The sequence below is a fragment of the Alteromonas profundi genome, from assembly GCF_010500865.1.
GTDB lineage: Bacteria > Pseudomonadota > Gammaproteobacteria > Enterobacterales > Alteromonadaceae > Alteromonas > Alteromonas profundi.
On sequence record NZ_JAAAWN010000001.1, the window covers coordinates 1 to 20,830 of the forward strand.

The 20,830-nt window shown below is 44.9% G+C and carries 15 protein-coding genes; 6 read left to right on the top strand and 9 right to left on the bottom strand.

What is annotated here, in order from left to right:
- Positions 1-332 precede the first annotated feature (332 nt).
- The 3 genes from GTH32_RS00005 to GTH32_RS00015 form a co-directional block, all read right to left on the bottom strand.
- Positions 333-857 carry an acyloxyacyl hydrolase gene (locus GTH32_RS00005; RefSeq protein WP_163083186.1) on the bottom strand — a complete coding sequence of 175 codons (525 nt, stop codon included), beginning with the start codon at positions 855-857 and terminating at the stop codon, positions 333-335.
- Positions 858-1,162: 305 nt separating this feature from the next.
- Positions 1,163-2,731, bottom strand: a complete 1,569-nt coding sequence (locus GTH32_RS00010; RefSeq protein ID WP_163083187.1) for an AMP-binding protein — start codon at positions 2,729-2,731, stop codon at positions 1,163-1,165.
- Positions 2,732-2,845: 114 nt separating this feature from the next.
- On the bottom strand, positions 2,846-3,355 hold the full coding sequence (locus GTH32_RS00015; protein WP_163083188.1) for a hypothetical protein: 510 nt from the start codon (positions 3,353-3,355) through the stop codon (positions 2,846-2,848).
- Between the two features lie 178 nt (positions 3,356-3,533).
- Here GTH32_RS00015 and GTH32_RS00020 point away from each other — a divergent pair, with 178 nt between their 5' ends.
- The 6 genes from GTH32_RS00020 to lysC all read left to right on the top strand — a co-directional run bounded on the left by GTH32_RS00020 (position 3,534) and on the right by lysC (position 14,168).
- Positions 3,534-4,622, top strand: coding sequence for a PQQ-dependent sugar dehydrogenase (locus GTH32_RS00020; protein ID WP_163083189.1), 1,089 nt, complete (start codon positions 3,534-3,536; stop codon positions 4,620-4,622).
- Between the two features lie 495 nt (positions 4,623-5,117).
- Positions 5,118-7,931: a bifunctional aconitate hydratase 2/2-methylisocitrate dehydratase gene (locus GTH32_RS00025; RefSeq protein WP_163083190.1), complete on the top strand. Its 2,814-nt coding sequence runs from the start codon at positions 5,118-5,120 to the stop codon at positions 7,929-7,931.
- A gap of 435 nt (positions 7,932-8,366) precedes the next feature.
- The gene (locus GTH32_RS00030) at positions 8,367-9,242 is read left to right on the top strand and encodes a DNA ligase (RefSeq protein ID WP_246223081.1); all 876 of its coding nucleotides are present in this window, start codon (positions 8,367-8,369) and stop codon (positions 9,240-9,242) included.
- Positions 9,243-9,609: 367 nt separating this feature from the next.
- Positions 9,610-12,222 carry a bifunctional aconitate hydratase 2/2-methylisocitrate dehydratase gene (gene acnB / locus GTH32_RS00035; protein WP_163083191.1) on the top strand — a complete coding sequence of 871 codons (2,613 nt, stop codon included), beginning with the start codon at positions 9,610-9,612 and terminating at the stop codon, positions 12,220-12,222.
- A 71-nt stretch (positions 12,223-12,293) separates the two neighbouring features.
- Positions 12,294-12,746: a DUF192 domain-containing protein gene (locus GTH32_RS00040; protein WP_163083192.1), complete on the top strand. Its 453-nt coding sequence runs from the start codon at positions 12,294-12,296 to the stop codon at positions 12,744-12,746.
- A gap of 72 nt (positions 12,747-12,818) precedes the next feature.
- Positions 12,819-14,168, top strand: coding sequence for a lysine-sensitive aspartokinase 3 (gene lysC / locus GTH32_RS00045; protein ID WP_163083193.1), 1,350 nt, complete (start codon positions 12,819-12,821; stop codon positions 14,166-14,168).
- Between the two features lie 96 nt (positions 14,169-14,264).
- Here lysC and GTH32_RS00050 read toward each other — a convergent pair whose 3' ends face one another.
- The 6 genes from GTH32_RS00050 to surA all read right to left on the bottom strand — a co-directional run bounded on the left by GTH32_RS00050 (position 14,265) and on the right by surA (position 20,821).
- A complete protein-coding gene (locus tag GTH32_RS00050) occupies positions 14,265-16,289 on the bottom strand; it encodes a HAMP domain-containing methyl-accepting chemotaxis protein (protein WP_163083194.1) in 2,025 nt (674 codons plus the stop codon).
- A gap of 207 nt (positions 16,290-16,496) precedes the next feature.
- Positions 16,497-17,312, bottom strand: a complete 816-nt coding sequence (locus tag GTH32_RS00055; protein WP_163083195.1) for a symmetrical bis(5'-nucleosyl)-tetraphosphatase — start codon at positions 17,310-17,312, stop codon at positions 16,497-16,499.
- 11 nt (positions 17,313-17,323) lie between these two features.
- Positions 17,324-17,698, bottom strand: coding sequence for a Co2+/Mg2+ efflux protein ApaG (gene apaG / locus GTH32_RS00060; protein ID WP_163083196.1), 375 nt, complete (start codon positions 17,696-17,698; stop codon positions 17,324-17,326).
- A gap of 10 nt (positions 17,699-17,708) precedes the next feature.
- Positions 17,709-18,536, bottom strand: coding sequence for a 16S rRNA (adenine(1518)-N(6)/adenine(1519)-N(6))-dimethyltransferase RsmA (gene rsmA, locus GTH32_RS00065; protein WP_163083197.1), 828 nt, complete (start codon positions 18,534-18,536; stop codon positions 17,709-17,711).
- Entirely contained in the window at positions 18,533-19,519 is a 987-nt protein-coding gene (pdxA, locus tag GTH32_RS00070) for a 4-hydroxythreonine-4-phosphate dehydrogenase PdxA (protein ID WP_163083198.1), read from the bottom strand. The genes rsmA and pdxA overlap by 4 nt, the downstream gene beginning before the upstream one ends.
- Positions 19,520-19,528: 9 nt before the next feature.
- Positions 19,529-20,821, bottom strand: a complete 1,293-nt coding sequence (gene surA / locus GTH32_RS00075) for a peptidylprolyl isomerase SurA (RefSeq protein WP_343033361.1) — start codon at positions 20,819-20,821, stop codon at positions 19,529-19,531.
- Positions 20,822-20,830: the final 9 nt, after the last annotated feature.

Here is a 20,830-nt window from a genome sequence, read left to right on the forward strand (position 1 = left end):
GCTGAACGTTCGTCTACCGAGTACATCAACTTTCATATCCAACGATTAAGATCCTGTTGTAGATTGGCTATTTCAATAGCATGCCCGATCTAAAACGGAACTAAAGATGTGTTAGCCGTACGCTTACGCTTGGTTCAGTTTTCAACTTAAAGTGTGGGTGTCCACGAGGGGTGGGTGTCCAAACTCCTCGGACGCCCACAAAACTGACGCCATAGACATCCACATAAATAGGTGTGGGGTGGGGTCAGCTTGGTTTAGTTTTCAACTTAAAGTGTGGGTGTCCACAAGGTGTGGGTGTCCAAAAACTGCAATATGTGGGTGTCCCGCAGTGACTATAGCCTTTGGCTGAATGAGAGAGACAGAAAGTCTAGGCCTGGGTTTGGCTTTTTAAAGCCGGCATTTGAATAATGGAGATACCTGAGTGATACTCGATACTCATTACTTTTGCCGAAGGTAGTAGAAAAGCCAATTCGATCTTCAAATTGATAATGTGTTGATACGTCCTTTCCAGCGAACTGGGTATCATCCAACAACGAAACCCCTATGCCTAACTCTAATTCCACGGGCTTATTAAATGCTGTGCCGATAGGCAATCGCACTATAGGTGAAAGCGCGAGTACAACGTTGGAGTCGTATTTGTTTTGCTCTCCATATTCCCAGAAGTTGGCACTGGTCTCCATAGTTAAAGTAAGCGGCCATGAAATATCTAAGGGCTGATCGATATTGTATTGGTAAGCTAACTTGATGCCGTTTACCGAGCCTTCGCCTCGAATGAAATCGATGGCATATCCGTGGTTAGCGTAAGCAGGTGTTAAAACAGTGAATAAAAGTAATGCGAATATAAATGTGTTTTTCATGTGTGTTCCTCCACCGCCTATATAGGGTGGGGAATTGAATAACCCAATTCTAAATTCTGTATAGGTTCAATCGAAATTTACGAATAATTTTATTTATCTATCTTATGCTAAATATTGCTGGTTTTCTGGTTCCACTACTTGTTAAGTAGTGCACGTTGGTAGGATGGAGGGGACACAAGGGGAAATGTTGAAATTAAGAGGGAGATAACACGAAAGCAGAAAGGTAGGACGATGGACAGAATTTTTAATAAAAAACAAGGCTATTCACTATGGTGAATAGCCTGAGGCTATATTAGTGTCAACGTCTATGCCGAGCGAAGCTCCCTACGAAGAATTTTACCTACGGTAGATTTTGGAAGTTCCTCAAGTACAGTTATGCGCTTAGGTATTTTATAGTTAGTTAGGTGCTTCTTACAGTAGTCGATAACCTCTTCGGTATTAAGGGCTTTGCCTACGGTAATAAACGCACATACTTTTTCCCCCGTCCTGTCATCGGGTTGCCCCACAACCGCGGCTTCCATGACATCCGGATGTGATGTAAGTACATCTTCAATTTCATTAGGATAAACGTTAAAGCCTGAAACTATAATCATATCTTTGAGGCGATCGACTATCTTAATCGCTCCAGACTCAACGCGTATGCCGATATCACCGGTTTTGAAAAAACCATCTTTTGTCATGACTTTGGCGGTTTCATCGTCTCGATTCCAATACCCTAGCATTACTTGAGGCCCACGTACGGCAATTTGTCCGGATTCCCCCTGACCTGCTGGTTCATCGTTCACATCAAGTAAGGCGACTTCGGTATCTTGTAAAGGCATGCCAACAGTACCGATTTCTTCTTGGCCTGGGAGATTAAACGATACAACCGGCGCAGTTTCTGATAGGCCGTAGCCCTCGGTGATCATATTACCAGTTACGTCTTTCCAAATTGAGACTGCGCCTTGGGTAAGGGCGGTTCCCCCCGACATGGTTAGATGAAGACGAGAAAAGTCTAATTTAGCAAATTCAGGATGACGTCCAAGACCAACAAACAGTGTGTTAATACCGGCGAATGCGGTTATTGAGTAGGGTTTAAGCGTTTGTATAAAGCCGTCTATATCCCGCGGGTTTGGGATAAGAAGGATTTGACTGCCTTTGGAGAAGAGTGCCATCATGCATACGGTAAACGCGTAAATATGGTACAAGGGCAGTGGGCAAACCACAATTTCTTTGCCCTCTTCGAATTCGCCGCCCAAACGGTCGATCATTTGGATACAGTTGGCCAAAATGTTTTTATGGCTTAACGCCGCACCTTTAGACACGCCAGTAGTGCCACCGGTATATTGTAGCATTGCTAAGTCATCTAACTGCATAGCCTTTCTGTTAAAAGATGGCTGTTCTTCTCCTTCACTAATGGCCTGTGACAGCGACACGGTATTACCTATTTCCGCAGCTGTCGCTGGGTCGAGTAGTTCAGTGGCTGACGTAGTGATAACGGTAGAAATTTGCGTGTCATTTTCTATTGCCGCAAATTTTGGATACAAGTCACTTAAGATGATAAGAGCACAGGCTCCGCTATCAGTAAATTGATGTTTCATCTCCCTTTCAGTGTAAAGAGGGTTGGTGTTTACCACAACTAAACCAGCGCGTAAGGCAGCATATACAGCAATTGGGTTTTGAATGAGATTAGGTAGCTGAATAGCAATTCTATCGCCGGCTTTTAATTTTGCGCTATGTATAAAATAACGTGCTAAGGCAGCAGATTTTTCATCAATATCTTTAAACGTAAGTGTTTGACCTAATGCGGTATAGGCAGGGTTGTCCGCGTATTTTTCCAGTACGCTTTCTATGTAATCTGCAAGGTTGGTGACACTGTCGGGGTAGTTAATCATAAAACATCATCCAATTAGCCTGTTAATAGGGTAACAGTAGCAAAGGTGTATTTTTATTTACATACTAATTACATTATAACGAACTATTTTTCTGAGTGATGAATGCGCCCGTTATCAATAATTAATATTTTGTTTCTGTATACTTCTTAGACCAAATAGTGCGCCGCCTAACACCCCGGCTCCACTTTGCAGCATAAAGCCTAAGGTTCCTCTTGAACCTGCGATGAGGGTGATATTCATAATAGGCTGCATAGCAAGCAATGTTACTGCTATTGCTACCCCGCCCGATAAACTAAAAAGTAAAAGTATAGGTAGGGCAGAAAGAGGGCGCGCTGATTGCTGGCACCATCGGATAAGAGTGATGGTTGCACCGAATGCAATACACAAGGCGACGGCGATAATTACCCCATAAGTAGGTAATAAACCAATGAAATCTCCAACGATAGTTGTGAGCCAAGTAAACCAAGGAATAAAAACGTCTAAGGCGGATAGGTTAACAAGCACGCAAAGAGTATGAAAGAGTGATGCAAAAGCAAACGTCACTAACCATGCAGGGAAAAACTGTATTGCAAACCATCGTGTGAATTTCGAAAGCTTTGTAAAACGAGGCTGCTTATTTTGCATATTTAATCACGAATCAAAGTTAGAGGTCTCTAGTGCACCATAGCAAAGCCTTACATTTATTTCCTATATGAATTGTGAGCAAATGGTATGGCTTTCTCAGTGCGGTATTGCCATTATCACTAAAACAATGTGGTTTAACATGCTCGGGCCTAAATACATATCTAAAGGAGAGGTGATAATGAGAGGGGGAGTAATTATGGCAGGGCTGATTAGCTTGTTCGTGGGTGCAAGTGAAAGGGTACATGAGACAGCGTATACACTTACTACATTAACAAGTAGCCTCTCCTATCCTAAAGCTATGGTGCAGTTACCCGATCTACGCTGGCTTATTACACTTCGTAATGGCGAGTTAGTATTTGTCGCACCAAATGGCGATGTTGAGCGCTCTAGGCTTGATCTTCCCCAATTGTACACTGAAGGCCAAGGGGGAGTGCTTGATGTGGAACTCGCTACTGATTTCACTTATTCAAAAAACGTTTTCTTTTCTTATTCAAAGGGCAGTAAAGCACAAAATCATTTAGCGGTGGTGCGCGCTACACTAGCGCATAATAGCGCTGATTTTAGTGAGGTCACGGCTATTTTTTCTGTGGATACACTGAAAGATACACCGGTACACTATGGGGGGAAGTTACTTGCGCTAGATAATAATGAATGGTTGCTTACATCAGGAGATGGTTTCGATTTTCGAGAGCAAGCGCAATTGCTTACTTCACAGTTAGGAAAGGTACTTAGATTTAGTAGCACGGGTGAGGCAAGCGCTTCGGCCCCTTTCCCTAAGGCACCTTACATTTATACCTATGGTCATCGTAATCCCCAGGGTCTTATAGCTTTACCAGACGGTATTTTGCTTTTACACGAACATGGCCCTGATGGCGGCGATGAAGTTAATCAGCTTATAGCAGGAAATAATTATGGCTGGCCGGTGGTCACCCTCGGCAAGGATTATTCAGGGGCAAGTATATCTCCCTTTGAGCACTATCCTGGTATGGTAGACCCTATCGTCGATTGGACGCCTTCTATTGCACCGTCATCTATGACGTATTATGCTCACCCCGCATTTCCTTCTTTACATAATCATGTGTTAGTAACCGCACTTAAAGCCCGCGCCATATATGCGTTAGATATATCTTCAAGCCCAATTGAGCAAAAACGAATCTTTCCTAGCGTAAATAAACGGTTGCGCGATGTAGCAATAGGAAAGGACGGCAATATCTATCTTTTGACCGACGGCGAGAAAGGCCAACTTATTCGTGTATCTGCGAAGTGAAATTGCACTGCTATAGTGCTCTAAATGCAGAGTTAAGCGCAGGTATATTGATGAATTCACATGGCAGAATGGGTTAATCAACTCGGTTATTTTAGACGAATTTGGCCGGGTGATTGAAAAAACACCGCAAACCATTATAAATATAGAAAATACCTAAAATAAATAGCGGTGACCTTACTTATGTGAATAGTTCTCATTTACAAAAGCGGTTGGCTTGTAGTACTTCAGGTGGTTTCTTTTAGTTGTTGATTTGCAGTTGTTTTTTTGTATTTTGTATCTTGGGGTAAGCGTCTCCTTTACATTTATTTCATTTACATTACCGACCGGTTTTCATTTTGCAAAGCCATAACGTCTTTGTCCACTTTTGCACGTATTACCAGCGGCTGCAAAATCAGTTAAGATAGTGCGATTCAAAAATGCGCATGGTTAACTCCGACGTATTACAACCCCTACGTATAACTAATACCTACGTATAACCAAGACCGAGAGAATTATATGAGTTTGTATTCAGAATACATGGCAGAAATCGAGACCCGTAAAACGGAACTTGGTTTGCATCCAAAGCCTATCGACAGTGCTGACTTACTGTCAGAAATCATTGCCCAAATCAAAGATACTGAAAATGAGCACCGTGAAGACTCACTTAATTTCTTTATCTACAATACGTTGCCGGGAACCACTAGCGCAGCTGGCGTAAAAGCTGAGTTTCTAAAAGCCATTGTATTAGGCGAAGAAAAAGTAGCTGAAATTACACCAGAATTTGCTTTAGAGCTTCTTTCTCACATGAAAGGTGGCCCATCTGTAGAGGTATTGCTTGACCTAGCCCTTTCTGACGACGACGCTGTGGCAAAACCAGCGGCTGAAGTGCTAAAAACACAAGTTTACTTGTACGAGGCGGATACTGAACGTTTAGAAGCGGCTTATAAAGCAGGCAATGCAATTGCAAAAGACATCTTAGAAAGCTACGCAAAGGCAGAGTTTTTCACTAAGTTACCTGATGTGCCTGAAAAAATAGATGTAGTGACATACATTGCGGCAGAAGGTGATATTTCTACTGACTTACTTTCTCCTGGTAACCAAGCCCACTCTCGTGCAGACCGCGAATTACATGGCAAATGCATGATAACGCCTGAAGCCCAGCAAGAAATTGTTGAGCTCGGTAAAAAGCATCCTAACGCCAAGGTTATGCTTATTGCTGAAAAAGGCACCATGGGCGTAGGTTCGTCACGTATGTCTGGTGTGAATAACGTGGCATTATGGGCCGGTGAACCGGCGAGCCCGTATATTCCATTTGTGAATAAAGCCCCTGTGGTTGCCGGTACTAATGGTATTGCCCCCATATTCCTAACCACGGTAGATGTAACAGGCGGGATTGGCTTAGACCTTAAAAACTGGGTTAAGAAAACTGATGAAAACGGTGAAGTTGTTCGCGATGCTAACGACGACCCAGTGCTTGAAGAAGCGTATTCGGTTGCAACCGGCACAGTATTAACGATTGATACCAAGGCGAAAAAACTTTACAAGGGTACAGAAGTAGTAGCTGATGTAGCCAGTGCCTTTACGCCACAAAAAATGGAATTTATGAAAGCCGGTGGCTCTTACGCGGTGACATTCGGTAAGCAACTTCAATCGTTTGCAGCAAGCACACTCGGTATCGAAGTGCCTCAAGTTTACGCACCATCAAAAGAAGTGTCTGTAGCAAACCAAGGCCTAACAGCGGTAGAAAAAATCTTTAACCGCAATGCGGTAGGGGTTAAGTCTGAAACGCCGCTTCACGCTGGCTCAGACGTACGCGTTAAAGTAAATATTGTGGGTTCACAAGATACTACCGGTCCAATGACCTGCCAAGAGCTTGAGTCAATGGCTGCGTCAACGATTTCCCCGCTTGTTGATGGTGCATACCAGTCGGGCTGTCATACCGCATCGGTATGGGATAAGAAAGCGCAAGCTAATATACCTAAGTTAATGTCGTTCATGAACAACTTTGGTGTTATTACGGCACGGGATCCTAAAGGCGTTTACCACGCAATGACCGATGTTATCCACAAAGTATTGAACGATATCACGGTTGATGATCGCGCCATTATTATTGGTGGTGACTCCCATACCCGTATGTCAAAAGGCGTCGCCTTTGGTGCCGACTCAGGTACGGTTGCGGTAGCACTTGCGACAGGTGAAGCGGCAATGCCCATTCCAGAGTCAGTAAAGGTAACCTTTAAAGGCCACATGAAGAGCCACATGGATTTCCGTGATGTGGTACACGCTACGCAAGCGCAAATGCTTAAGCAGTTTGGCGGTGAGAATGTGTTCCAAGGCCGCGTGATTGAAGTACAAATCGGCACATTACTGGCTGACCAAGCGTTTACGTTTACCGATTGGACAGCTGAAATGAAAGCTAAGGCATCAATCTGTATTTCAGACGATGAGACGATGATTGCGTCGCTAGAGCTTGCTAAAAAGCGTATCAACATCATGATCGACAAGGGCATGGATAACGACGCAAATATGCTTCAAGGCCTTATTGATTTAGCTGACAAGCGTATTGCTGAAATCAAATCTGGAGAAGAGCCAGCACTTGCACCAGATGACAATGCGAAATACTACGCAGAAGTGGTGGTTGATTTAGACCAAATCGATGAGCCAATGATCGCTGATCCAGACGTAAATAACGATGATGTTTCTAAGCGTTATACCCACGATGTAATTCGTACCGTATCTTATTACGATGGTAAGTCTGTGGACTTGGGCTTTGTTGGCTCATGTATGGTTCACAAAGGCGACATGCAAATTATTGCACAAATGCTGCGTAACCTAGAAAAGCAAAATGGTAAAGTTGAATTTAAAGCACCATTGGTTGTAGCACCACCAACGTACAATATCGTTGATGAGCTTAAAGCAGAAGGCGATTGGGATATTTTAACTAAATATGCCGGTTTTGAATTTGATGATGCTAAGCCAAAAGAAGCGGCACGTACTAAGTACGAAAACATTATGTACCTAGAGCGCCCCGGATGTAACCTATGCATGGGTAACCAGGAAAAGGCTGAACCAGGTGACACTGTAATTGCTACTTCTACACGCCTATTCCAAGGCCGTGTAGTAGCAGATTCAGAAGAGAGAAAAGGCGAGTCGTTACTAGGTTCTACCCCACTTGTAGTGCTATCTACAGTATTAGGTCGCTTCCCAACTATAGATGAATACAGGTCTGCGGTTGAAGGCATTAACCTAACGGAATTTGCTCCACCATCTGAAGATATGGCTGTTCAACCAAAATTTACGCCAAGCGTAGCGGTGAAAACAGTTCACTAAGCATCAACACATATTACGTGTAAAACATTTATGCGAAAGCCCTAACCTTGGTTAGGGCTTTTTTTTGCCCAGCGAAGCTGGCAAATCCGTTAGGTCGGAAGAAACCTTCCATCTACCCTCATGGACACCCACTTTCTCTCATCACCTTCGCGCATGGACACCCACCGTAAATAAGCCAATTCATAGTCAAAAAGGACGCTCTTTTTTTAGCCACCCACAGAGACTGTGGATGTCTAAGCGAGGGTAAGAAACAGTGGGTGTCCAAGCGGGGGGCGGTGTCCAAGCGAGGGGTTGAAACTGTGGGTGTCCAAGTTGGGAGGGGGGGGGAACTGTGGGTGTCCACGCGGGGGAGGGGAAGAACTGTTCGTTGGTGCAGTTTAATTGGATGGCGGGTTGCGTACACTTTGTGGAGGTAAATCAACAAAGGGGGGCGGAATGAAATATGTTTATTATTTAGTTGTAATGCTACTTTGTAGCCCTGTTTTTCGCGGGTGGGCGGAGTCTGCGCAGCCTAACACCGGCCAAATTGATATCGGCTCGCTTCAATTAGCGAAGCGCTATGAAGGCAATATCAATGTGGCCGATTACTTGATAAGTGAAAAGCTTGATGGCATTCGTGCGCGTTGGACGGGGGCGCAACTGATTACCCGTAACGGTAATGTCATTCACGCACCTCCTTGGTTTACTCAATATTGGCCCGAGGTTGTGTTGGACGGTGAGTTATGGACCCAGCGAGGGGATTTTGAAAATATCGCATCAATTGTATTATCAGATAACCCAGATGGGCGGTGGCAGCAGGTAAAAATGATGGTGTTTGATATGCCTAAAGAAAGTATGCCTTTTGCTACACGAATGGAAAACCTTGCGGCTTTGCTTAGAAAAAACACAAGCGAGACCTTAGTCATAGTGCCGCAATTTAGGCTTCATTCACTATTGGCTCTGGAACAGAAAATAGATGCTATTACAGCAGCGGGCGGGGAGGGACTTATGTTGCATCACCGCAACGCGCTTTACAAGAGCGGGAGAAGCCAGCAGTTACTTAAGGCCAAACGTCATCAAGACGCTGAAGCAAAGGTGGTTGCTTATATCAAAGGCCAGGGTAGGTTCAGCGGTATGCTAGGATCTTTACTGCTAGAGATGCCAAACGGGGTTCGATTTAAAGTGGGAAGTGGCTTTACCCTTTTAGAACGTCAACACCCTCCGCCCATAGGTAGTTGGATAACCTACAAATATTTTGGTAAAACAAAAAAAGGCGTTCCACGTTTCGCCAGTTTCCTACATTCTCGGCCTAGAAAAGATCGACCTGAATAATTATAGAGTATCAATCGTGATACCACGTTAATTGTCATAGAGGCGCATGGTTTCAAAGCGAAGATAATTGGTTTATCCAATAGTTTACAGTTACCCATCGGTGTGATTTATTTAAACCTTGTGATTGGTAAGCTAGCCACCACATTACTTTAGTGTCATTTCTGTTTTTTGCGTTGTAGTGAAGTGAGGGAGTGCGAGTGCACTATTGCGTATACAAAATGGCGACTATAAACAAATAAAACAGGCTTAAAATGTAAACTTGTTGGATGAATTACTATAATTAGCGTGATTTGTTCATTCTACCTTGCGCCCACAGGGTATCTAACCGCTCACTCCCCATGCGCAAGCTAACCAAGAGGAAGAGACTGTGTTACAAGACTATCGCAAACACGTTGAAGAACGTGCCGCCGAAGGGATCCCACCGAAGCCGCTAAATACTGAGCAAGTGGCTAGCTTAGTTGAGCTACTTAAAGATCCGCCTAAAGGCGAGGAAGAATTTCTTATTTCATTACTCTCAGAACGGGTTCCCCCAGGTGTAGATGAAGCCGCCTACGTAAAGGCTGGGTTTCTAAGCGCTATAGCCAAAGGTGAAGATAGCTGCGCGCTTATCTCAAAAGAAGATGCCATTAAGCTCCTCGGTAATATGCACGGTGGGTATAATATTGCCACCCTAGTTGAATTACTCGATGACGAATCTTTAGCTCCGCTAGCGGCAAAAGAACTCAAGCATACCTTATTAATGTTTGATGCCTATCACGATGTGGAAGAAAAGCACAAAGCTGGTAATAAATTCGCCACAGAGGTGATTACCTCTTGGGCTGAGGGAGAATGGTTTACTTCTCGCAAGTTAATGGACGACAAAATAACCTATACGGTGTTTAAAGTTACTGGCGAAACCAATACTGATGATTTGTCCCCTGCGCCAGATGCATGGTCGCGGCCAGATATACCGCTGCACGCACTTGCTGCCTACAAAATGCCCCGTGAGGGGCTAGATCCTGATGAGCCGGGTGTCAAAGGTCCAATGCGTCAAATTGACGAAGTAAAAAGTAAAGGCTACCCGGTGGCCTTTGTTGGTGATGTAGTGGGAACCGGTTCTTCGAGAAAATCAGCTACCAACTCAGTGTTATGGTTTTTCGGTGAGGACCTTCCTGGGGTACCAAACAAACGTAGCGGTGGCGTATGTATTGGCGGTAAAGTGGCGCCCATTTTCTTCAATACAATGGAGGACGCGGGTGCATTAGTGTTTGAAGCCGATGTAGATAAGCTAAATATGGGCGATGTAATCGACATCTACCCGTTTGAAGGCAAAATCACTAACCACGAAACAGGCGAAGTATTGTCACAATACCAATATAAATCTAAGGTTATTCTTGATGAGGTACGCGCCGGCGGCCGAATTAATTTAATCATAGGCCGAGCCCTTACCGATAAAGCAAGGGAAACCCTAGGCTTAGGTGCTACCGACTTATTCCGTACCCCCGAGCAGCCAGAAGATACAGGTAAGGGCTTCTCTTTGGCGCAAAAAATGGTGGGTAAAGCATGTGGTGTAGAAGGTATTCGCCCCGGTACCTATTGTGAGCCTAAGATGACCACAGTAGGTTCTCAAGATACCACAGGGCCTATGACCCGTGATGAATTAAAAGACCTCGCGTGTTTAGGTTTCACCGCCGATTTAACCATGCAGTCTTTTTGCCATACCGCCGCGTATCCAAAGCCGGTTGATATTGAAACCCAACACACCCTGCCAGACTTTATTATGAATCGTGGCGGGGTTTCTCTACGCCCCGGTGATGGTATTATCCATAGTTGGTTAAACCGTATGCTTCTGCCAGATACGGTAGGTACAGGGGGCGACTCACATACCCGCTTCCCGCTGGGCATTTCCTTCCCTGCAGGCTCTGGCCTAGTAGCTTTTGCTGCCGCCACAGGGGTAATGCCTTTAGATATGCCAGAGTCTATTTTGGTGCGCTTTAAAGGCGATATGCAGCCGGGTATTACGTTGCGAGATTTAGTTCACGCAATCCCACTTTATGGCATTAAGCAAGGCCTGTTGACGGTGGAGAAAAAGGGTAAGAAAAACGCGTTTTCTGGCCGTATTCTTGAAATAGAAGGGCTGGAAAACCTTACGGTTGAGCAGGCGTTTGAATTATCAGATGCCTCTGCTGAGCGTTCTGCCGCCGGTTGTACGATTAATCTGTCAGAAGAATCTATCGCCGAGTACCTAAGATCGAACATCACTATGTTGCGCTGGATGATTAATGAAGGGTACGGCGACCCGCGCACCCTAGAGCGTAGAGCGCAAAAAATGGAAGAGTGGTTAGCTAACCCTCAGTTAATGCGCGCTGACGGCGATGCTGAATATGCTGAAGTCATTGAAATTGACCTTAACGATATTAAGGAGCCTATTGTTTGCTGCCCTAACGATCCTGACGATGCGAAAACATTGTCAGAGGTAGCGGGCGATAACGTTGATGAGGTATTTATTGGGTCGTGTATGACCAATATTGGCCACTTCCGGGCCGCCGGTAAGTTGCTTGAGCAATATAGTAAAACCTTGCCTACGCGTCTGTGGATGTCTCCGCCCACTAAGATGGATAAAGCTCAACTTATGGAAGAGGGGTATTACAACATATATGGGCGAGTGGGAGTGCGCACCGAGATGCCTGGGTGTTCGCTTTGTATGGGTAACCAAGCACGGGTAGAGCCAGGCGCGACAGTGCTCTCCACCTCTACTCGAAACTTCCCTAATCGTTTAGGTGATGGCGCAAATGTCTATCTTACATCGGCTGAGTTAGCCGCGGTGGGCGCTATTGTTGGGCGTATTCCAACGCCAGAAGAATACATGCAATACGCCAGTAAAATTAACGCCATGTCGGACGAAGTCTTCCGTTACTTAAACTTCGATAAAATGCCCAGTTTCAAACAAGCTGAGGAAGAAGCAAAGGCGAATATCATTCCAACGTTGAATGTTGCTTAACTTAGCGTATAAACTACCAAGCCGGACACTCGCTGAGTGTCCGGCTTTTTTATGGCCAAAAGGAACGTCTCATGGGTAAATATTTATTGGTTATCGTAATGCTAATCGCAGGGGGTGGCTGTGCGCAGGCACAGGTAAATCAAGCGCAGCAGCTTAACGCTGTACAGTTTGATACTATCACTGTGAGCATTGGTGGCGAAAAATATAAGGTAGAGTACGCAAAAACCTTCGAACAACGGGCCCGGGGGCTTATGTTCCGCAAAGAATTATGTGAAGATTGCGGCATGCTTTTCAATTTCAATGCTTCGAAATATGCGGGCATTTGGATGAAAAACACTTTTATACCCTTAGATTTGGCATTTATCGACAGAAATGGCGTGATTACAGATATAAAACCTTTAACGCCGCACAGTTTAGAATCTGTGGGGTCGTCTAAAAAGGTACTTTACGCGCTAGAAATGAACCAAGGGTGGTTCGCCAAGCACAATATAGCTGTGGGCGACCAAATCGAAATAGACCGTTAATCTACATCTGGTGACGAAACCAAGGTGTAGTTAAACCAGTAACAAACTGGTGTTTACCTGGAGTTAAATAAAGTGACAAATGCCTTATCGATAGCTAAGTTCGGCGGTACCAGCGTTGCCAATTATGAAGTGATGCAAAACTGTGCGCGAATTGTTGCCGGTAATGAAAATACGCGCATAGTGGTAGTAAGTGCCTCAGCAGGGGTAACCAATCATTTGGTGAACCTAGCGCACACCCCTATGACGCAGCAACAAACAGAAGAAACCTGTCAGGCAATTGCCGATATTGAATATGCAATTTTGAACAAGCTTTCAGATAAAGACAGTGTTGCGCCTAAATTGCAGGATTTATTGAGCGAAGTTCGCGCCTTGGCTTTCCATGAAGAAATACTGCACCGCAATGATTTAAAAGATCAACTATTGTCAATGGGAGAGCGTATGTCATCGCTCATGTTCTCCAGTGTATTGGCAGAAACAGGTGTAAAAACCATAAATTTTGACGTGCGAAAGGTACTTCGTACTAATGGCGAGTTTGGCGAAGCCAGCCCACAAATTGATGATATCGCAACGTTAGCTAAGCAGCTACTTGCCCCTGAAATCAAAGACGCCATTGTGGTTACACAAGGCTTTGTGGGAGCAGATGAGGAAGGGCGTACAACAACATTAGGGCGCGGTGGTTCTGATTTCACAGCAGCCCTATTGGCAGAAGCCTTAGATGCTGATACGTGCGAAATTTGGACAGATGTTATCGGCGTTTATACTACCGACCCGCGTATTACCGATGCAGCGCGCCCGTTACCAGAGCTTAGCTTTGAAGAAGCCGCGGAAATGGCGACCTTTGGCGCCAAAGTGCTACATCCTGCTACTATGGAGCCGGCGCTACGTAAAAATATCAAAGTATTTGTGGGGTCTAGCAAAGAGCCTGAGAAAGGCGGAACGTGGATAGTTCGAGATTGCGAGCACGAGCCCCCTTACCGCGCTATTACCCGCCGTAAAGAGCAGGTAATGGTAACCGTTAAAACACCGAAAATGATGTATGCACAGGGCTTCCTACAACAGGTTTTTGCCATTATCGCTAAGCATAAATTAAGCGTAGACTTAGTGACCACCTCAGAAATTTCTGTGTCATTCACCTTAGACAACCCGGCTAATTCGGTTGCGCAGCGGTTAAATAAAGAAACCATCGCAGAGCTTGAAACTATATGTGATGTTAAGGTTGAAAAAGGTTACGACTTGGTCACTGTGGTAGGTAACAATATGCAAACCTCGATAGGTGTATCGAGTAAAATTTTAGCCGCAGTATCCGACTTTAATTTACGAATGATTTGCTTTGGCGCTAACCCACACAACCTGTCGTTTCTGGTCAATGAAACAAACAGTGATGAAGTGGTACGCAAACTTCACAAAGCGTTGTTTGAGTAGCCTAAATAAGTAATAACGAATGAGAGAAAAAGGGCGCTTATAGCGCCCTTTTTAACAGAAGTTAGATGTTTCGTTTAATAGAACGAAAGCGTATCGCTAAACCTTAAACTGGCGAATAGATTGTTGTAATTCGTCAGCCAGTTTGGCCACCTCATGGCTCGAGTCTGCCGTTTGCTGGGCGCCTGTTGTGGTTTCTTCTGCAATACTCACAATAGTTTCCAGCTTTTCACTGATTTCTTGGGAGACCGTATTTTGTTCCCTAGCAGATTGTTCGATTTGTGAGCTTACGTCATGAGCTTTGTGAACCGCATCGGAAATAATATCCAGCGCTTGGGTCGCTTTTTCAGTTTGCGCCACACAGGCATTGGTTTGCTCTTTACCTGCATTCATCACGGCTACAGCACGTTCAGCTCCTGCCTGTAATACTTCAATCATGGCGTTAATTTCTTGTGTCGACTCTTGAGTACGACTTGCCAGTGTCCGCACTTCATCTGCCACTACTGCAAATCCTCTGCCTTGTTCGCCGGCACGGGCCGCTTCAATTGCAGCATTAAGTGCAAGTAAATTAGTTTGGTCGGCAACCCCTCGAATAACATCAAGAATACCGCCAATACTTGCGCTGTCTTGATGAAGTTTATTAATCACTTCTGCAGCATCCTCAACCTCGCGGGCTAAGACCTCGATGGTATTTTTATTTTCAAGTGAGATTTGGCGCACATTTTCCGCTTCGGCATCGGCGTGGCGAATTTGACTTAGCGTGTCTTCAGCATTTTGTACCACAAGTTGCGATGTGGAGTGCATTTGCGTTGTAGCGGTAGCCACTTGCCCAATCTGCGATTTTTGATCTTGAATAGAGTGGGTGGTTTGTGCGGTAACCGCTGATGTCTCTTCAGAGGCCGCAGCGAGTTGCTCTGCACGTTCGTTAATTGCTGTAATCAGTGCTTTTAAACTACCGATAAGGTTGTTGCAGTTACGTGCCAATAAGCCAAATTCATCTTGTGCACTGTCATCAAGACGGTGAGTTAAATCGCCAGAAGCCGCTACGTTAAGCAATTGGTTCACGCGATGAAGGGGAATGGTAATAGCACGCACGGTAACATAACCAATACCTGCGGCCACAGCTATAGATATAAGTACCACAATAATCACAAAAGAGTTGCCGGTTGCTATGGCTGAGTTTACTTGCTCTTCAATATCAGCGGCTTTGCTATCAGCAAGGGAAAGTAGCTTCTCTAGCTCCACAATGCCTTGGGCAATATTGTCATCTGATGCATTAAGTGCTTGTTCTGCTTGGTTCTTATGCTCTAGTCGTTCAACATGCAATTGAACTACGCCATCGTTTGCAGTAATTGCGTTAAGGGCATTGTTCACCAACTCATTAATTTCCTGCAAACTACCCGAGTCGTCTCTACCACCAGCAGCCTGCATCATATCGCTTAGCAAAGTGGCTACTTTATCTACTACCAAATCCACTTCGTTGCCTAGGGTTTGCGAACGTACCAAGGTTTCAGTATTCACATATTCATACGAAGCGGTTAGCAGCGTAAGAAGGGAGGTTTCTAATTGCCCGCCAATGTCTGACGCACGGCGCAAATTCGCATCGTTTTGTACGGCCTCTAAATCTGAAAAGTCCAAGATGTAGGTTGAAGCGTCATCTGCACTGTCTTCGGCATCGCCCAGTTTATCATCTATTGCATTGCGTAAGTCCATGAATTGCTGGTGATTTGTATACATAGACTCGACATTTACCACATAGGCGTCATAGGCATCGCGTACACTATTTAGGGTTTTTTTGAGTTCCGGTTGGTCGGTTACAGCCTTAGCAAGCGTGCTAAACTCTTGCTCGAAGTTTTCCTGACTTTCTTTGAACGCCTGATGTTTGCTTTTTAGGCCGCTTAGGTTTTCTTCGATATATGACTCGAAGGTAAGACGCCCCATATTAAGAAAACTGGCTTTTAATGCGTTGCTTCCGGCTACGGTAGGCAAGGCAACATCGTTAACTTCTTCGGTGGCTGACCCTATAGAATTTAAGTTATAGAGCGACACTACACTTATGACAATCAGTAGCAAGCTGATTGCAACAAATCCCCCGATTACGCGAGTGGCTACAGTAATCTTCATCGGAACTCCTAGACTGATGCTTTTTAATTTTTATACAAGACGATATTACCTTGCAATAAAGGTTAAATATACCTCTTAATCCCGTTTGCTATATACTTTGGACGTAAAAAAGTAACTTAACCTTTACCACTCTTTACTATCGGCAGCGAATGGTATTTGTTTACCAAAAAAGAGTAATTATGTTGCTGACACTAAAATAAACCGCCACTAAGCGGTAACTTGAATTAAACGGTGCTCTTCTATATATAGCATTGTCAGCGCTTGCCCCCAAACATAGCCAGTATCCAGGCCGATAAAATGCGCGCTATGGGTGTCGCCATTAAGCGCAGCCCAATGGCCAAAAAGTACCTTTTCGCTAGGCGCAAGTTGTTTATTTGGAAGCTCAAACCAAGGCAGTAGCCCTTTTGGGGCTTGGGATGGGTGGGTCTTTGTATCAAACTCAAGCTGCGCATTTTTATCCACAAATCGCATGCGTGTACAGGCGTTAATAATAAAACGTAGCCGGGCCACACCCGATAATGATTTTTTCCACGATTTAGGGGAATTACCGTACATAACTTCTAATAGTTGCGTGTAGTTCGGTTGTTTTAAATAGTAACTTACTTCCTCGCTTAAGCTTAACAACTGTTGCGTGGACCAAGCAGGGTAAAGGCCCGCATGCACAATAGTATGCTCTGGGCTAACACGAAGTGCTAACGGGAATTGGCGTAACCAATCTGCTAGTTCGCGTTTGTCGGGGGCCTCTAACAACGGTTGAAGGTTATCCGCCTTCTTTGCCTTGCGTATACCATTCATGGTGGCGAGAAGGTGTAAATCATGATTACCCAGCACGCTTGAAAAGCTATCGCCCAGCGACTTTAGGTAGCGTAATGTACCAAGCGAGTCTTCGCCCCGCGCTACAAGATCGCCAACCGCGTAAAGTTTGTCATTTTTCGGGTCGAATTCCACTTTGTTTAATAAGCGCTGAAGGCCTTGGTAGCAGCCTTGAATATCGCCAATAACGAAGGTTCTTTGCAATGACATAAATAACCTAACTAATGAATAACGTTGCGTACGGCTAGGCGAAAAGCCTCGATAGGCACGCGGAAGCGTTCACCGTTTTCGTGCTCCATTTCGTAATAGCCTTGCATACTGCCTACAGGCGTATCGATAACTGCACCACTTGTGTACTCAAAGGTTTCACCTGGGCCTAAGATAGGTTGCTTACCCACCACGCCAGCCCCTTGCACTTCAGCAGCTTTGCCATTGGCATCAGTAATTCGCCAATAACGGTTAATTAGCTGCACCGTACTTTCACTGTGGTTAACTATACTAATATGATAAGCAAAGGCAAATTGGGTAGCGTCGGATGGAAGATGTTCAGGTAGGTGACGGGTTTTCACCCGCACCTCAATATTACAATCGCTCATGGTAGTAGCCTTATGACTCGTCAGAGTTCTCTAGGGCGCTTACTGCGTTGGCAAGAGTCGCGAAATCTTTTAAAGAAAGTACCTCAGCCCGTGACGTAGGATCAAGCCCTAATTCACTTATTTGGGTTTCATTCAAACAATCTTTTAATGAATTGCGAATAGTTTTACGGCGCTGGTTAAATGCTTGTGCGCACACGCGCTCAAGGGTATTTAACGAGATGACGTCCACCGGTGCAGTGGCATGGGGAACCAAACGAACCACTGCAGAATCCACTTTCGGAGGTGGCTTAAACGCACCAGGCGGAACGTTCAATACCGGTATAACATGGCAATAATACTGCGCCATAACCGATAGTCTGCCATAGCTTTTCGAACCTGGCCCTGCCGCTAAACGATTTACCACTTCTTTTTGCAACATAAAGTGCATGTCTTCAATGCTAGCGGCGTGGTCAAACAGGTGGAACATAAGCGGCGTAGAGATGTTGTATGGAAGGTTACCAAACACTCTCAGCTTAGTTTCAGGCGCCGACATCGACTTTAATAACGCGGTAAAATCTAACGTCATAGCATCTTGCTCTATAACATTAAGTTTTGTGCCGTTAAAAGGATGATGACGTAATCGTTTCGCAAGGTCTCGGTCTAACTCAATAACAGTAAGTGCATCAACTTCATCACATACTGGATCGGTCAGTGCCCCTAAACCCGGCCCTATTTCTACTAAATTTTGTCCGCTTTGTGGGTTAATTGCTGAAACGATTTTTCCAATAACATAATCGTCGTGCAAAAAGTTTTGCCCAAAGCGCTTTCTGGCCGTATGGCCTAAATGTGTTTTACTCATTGTGTGTGTTGTGCAAGCTCAATCGCTTTTTCCAATGCTTTTCTGAAACTGCCAGGATCGACGTTTCCAGTACCGGCTAAATCAAGGGCGGTACCGTGATCTACTGACGTTCGAATGAAGGGTAAACCTAGTGTGATATTCACTGAGGCGCCAAAACCTTTGTATTTTAACACAGGTAGGCCTTGATCATGATACATTGCAAGCACAACATCCGCATCGTCTAAATATTTAGGCTGAAAGATGGTGTCGGCGGGTAAAGGACCTGTGATATTCAATCCTTCTTCACGCAGTGCATCAAGGGCAGGAATAATGGTATGAATTTCTTCAGTACCTATATGGCCGTCTTCGCCAGCATGCGGATTTAGGCCACACACATAAATGTGCGGGGACTTAATACCAAATTTTAGCTTTAAATCGGTATTAATAATGTGAATAACTTTATGTAACCGTTCTTTCGTTATGGCACGAGAAACATACTCAAGTGGTATATGGGTGGTCGCTAAAGCCACATTAAGGCCTTGCGTTGCTAACAGCATCACTACATCAATCGTATTCGACTGATAGGCAAAAAATTCAGTGTGGCCACTAAAAGACACGCCAGCCTTATTGATGATGCCTTTGTGCACTGGGCCTGTCACCACCGCAGCAAAGTCGCCATCCATATTTGCCTGACAAGCCTGGCGCAATGTTTCTACCACATATAAACCATTTTCGCTGTCGAGCTCGCCTGGCACTACATTAGCTTGCTTGTCTATCTGCTTAATATACAGAGAGCCTGCAGGTTGTATCTGCAGATTATCGGCATCATAAGGGAGTAACGTCAACGGTAAGCCAAGCATTTCGGCGCGGTCTTTTAAAACCTCGCCATCAGCGAAAACAACTAATTGCGCCTGCCACGACTCCTGGGCCAGTTTAATTATTAAATCTGGCCCTATGCCGGCAGGCTCTCCTGGGGTAACTGCTATTTTTAACGGTGTTGTCATTAAATCAGTCTATTTACTTTCAAGTACTTCGATATACGCCGCATCGCGCATTTCACGTAGCCAATTTTCCGTTTCTTCTGAAAATTTACGGTTAAAAATGAGCTGGTAAGCTTTATCTTCTTTCTTACGCTCAGTGGCGTCGTCTATGCGTCTATCGATAAGTTGGATTAAGTGCCAGCCGTGAACTGAGCGTACCGGTTCACTGTATTCATCTGGCGATAATTGCGCTAAGGCGTCTTTGAAAGCAGGAACGTAGTTATTTGGATCTGCCCAACCTAGCTCTCCGCCGCGTAGCGCAGAACCGGGATCTTCCGAATGCTCTTTTGCTAGCTCTTCAAAGCTAACTTCGCCCGCTTCTAACTGTGTTTTAAACTCGCTTAACATCGCTTTCGCTTTGTCTTCACTAAGAATTATAGAAGGCTTTACTAGTATGTGGCGAGCGTTAACTTCTTCCACGGTTACTTTTTCTATACCACGGGTATCCATAACTTTAAGAATATGGAAGCCTGCGCCACTACGTATCGGCCCTACAAGTGCATCTTTACCCTTACCTAGCACCGCTTCTGCGAATAACGTAGGCATGGCGTTTATGTTTAGCCAGCCCATATCACCGCCTTCTAGTGCTTCGTTACCTGACGATGAAGCAATAGCGATCTTTTTAAAGTCAGAGCCTGAGTTCAGTAGTGTTAAAACTTTATCTGCACGGTCGCGGGCAGCAGTAATATCTTCGTCAGTAGGATCAGACGGGAAGCCTATTAGAATATGACCTAAACGGTATTCTTCTTGCTCAGCACCTTGCTGTTCCATCAGTTCAAGTAGGGTATTAATTTCCTGTTCGGTGATATAAACCCGACGACGGACATTCGCACGACGCACCTCGCCCATAATGATTTCTTCACGTATATCTTCGCGGTAATCTTCATAAGAGATACCTTCGATAGCCAACTGTTTACGTAGCGCCTCTACGGTGACGTTTTGGTTAGCCGCGATGTTAGAAATCGTTTGCTCTAACTGGGGATCGCTAATTTGTATCCCCATACGCTCTGCCATTTGCAATTGTAAGCTCTTAATAATTAATCGCTCAATTGCCTGGGTGCGTAATGCCCTATCAGAAGGTAACGATTGGTTGTTGGCCTTCGCATTTCGCTTCACATCACTGATGAGCGCCTGAACCTCGCTTTCTAGCACAACGCCTTGGTCGACAATAACCGCTACACGGTCAAGCATAACTTCTTGCGCTACACTACCGAATGATAGTACTGCGCCTAGTAACAAGGCACGGATTATGAACTTCATACTCACTCTTTTCTT

Coding starts and splice junctions, on each gene's coding strand:
- GTH32_RS00030 (WP_246223081.1), top strand. CDS start 8,367: ATGAAATATGTTTATTATTTAGTTGTAATGCTACTTTGTAGCCCTGTT.
- GTH32_RS00050 (WP_163083194.1), bottom strand. CDS start 16,289: ATGAAGATTACTGTAGCCACTCGCGTAATCGGGGGATTTGTTGCAATC.
- GTH32_RS00010 (WP_163083187.1), bottom strand. CDS start 2,731: ATGATTAACTACCCCGACAGTGTCACCAACCTTGCAGATTACATAGAA.
- GTH32_RS00055 (WP_163083195.1), bottom strand. CDS start 17,312: ATGTCATTGCAAAGAACCTTCGTTATTGGCGATATTCAAGGCTGCTAC.
- GTH32_RS00025 (WP_163083190.1), top strand. CDS start 5,118: ATGAGTTTGTATTCAGAATACATGGCAGAAATCGAGACCCGTAAAACG.
- GTH32_RS00020 (WP_163083189.1), top strand. CDS start 3,534: ATGAGAGGGGGAGTAATTATGGCAGGGCTGATTAGCTTGTTCGTGGGT.
- GTH32_RS00040 (WP_163083192.1), top strand. CDS start 12,294: ATGGGTAAATATTTATTGGTTATCGTAATGCTAATCGCAGGGGGTGGC.
- apaG (WP_163083196.1), bottom strand. CDS start 17,698: ATGAGCGATTGTAATATTGAGGTGCGGGTGAAAACCCGTCACCTACCT.
- GTH32_RS00015 (WP_163083188.1), bottom strand. CDS start 3,355: ATGCAAAATAAGCAGCCTCGTTTTACAAAGCTTTCGAAATTCACACGA.
- pdxA (WP_163083198.1), bottom strand. CDS start 19,519: ATGACAACACCGTTAAAAATAGCAGTTACCCCAGGAGAGCCTGCCGGC.
- rsmA (WP_163083197.1), bottom strand. CDS start 18,536: ATGAGTAAAACACATTTAGGCCATACGGCCAGAAAGCGCTTTGGGCAA.
- GTH32_RS00005 (WP_163083186.1), bottom strand. CDS start 857: ATGAAAAACACATTTATATTCGCATTACTTTTATTCACTGTTTTAACA.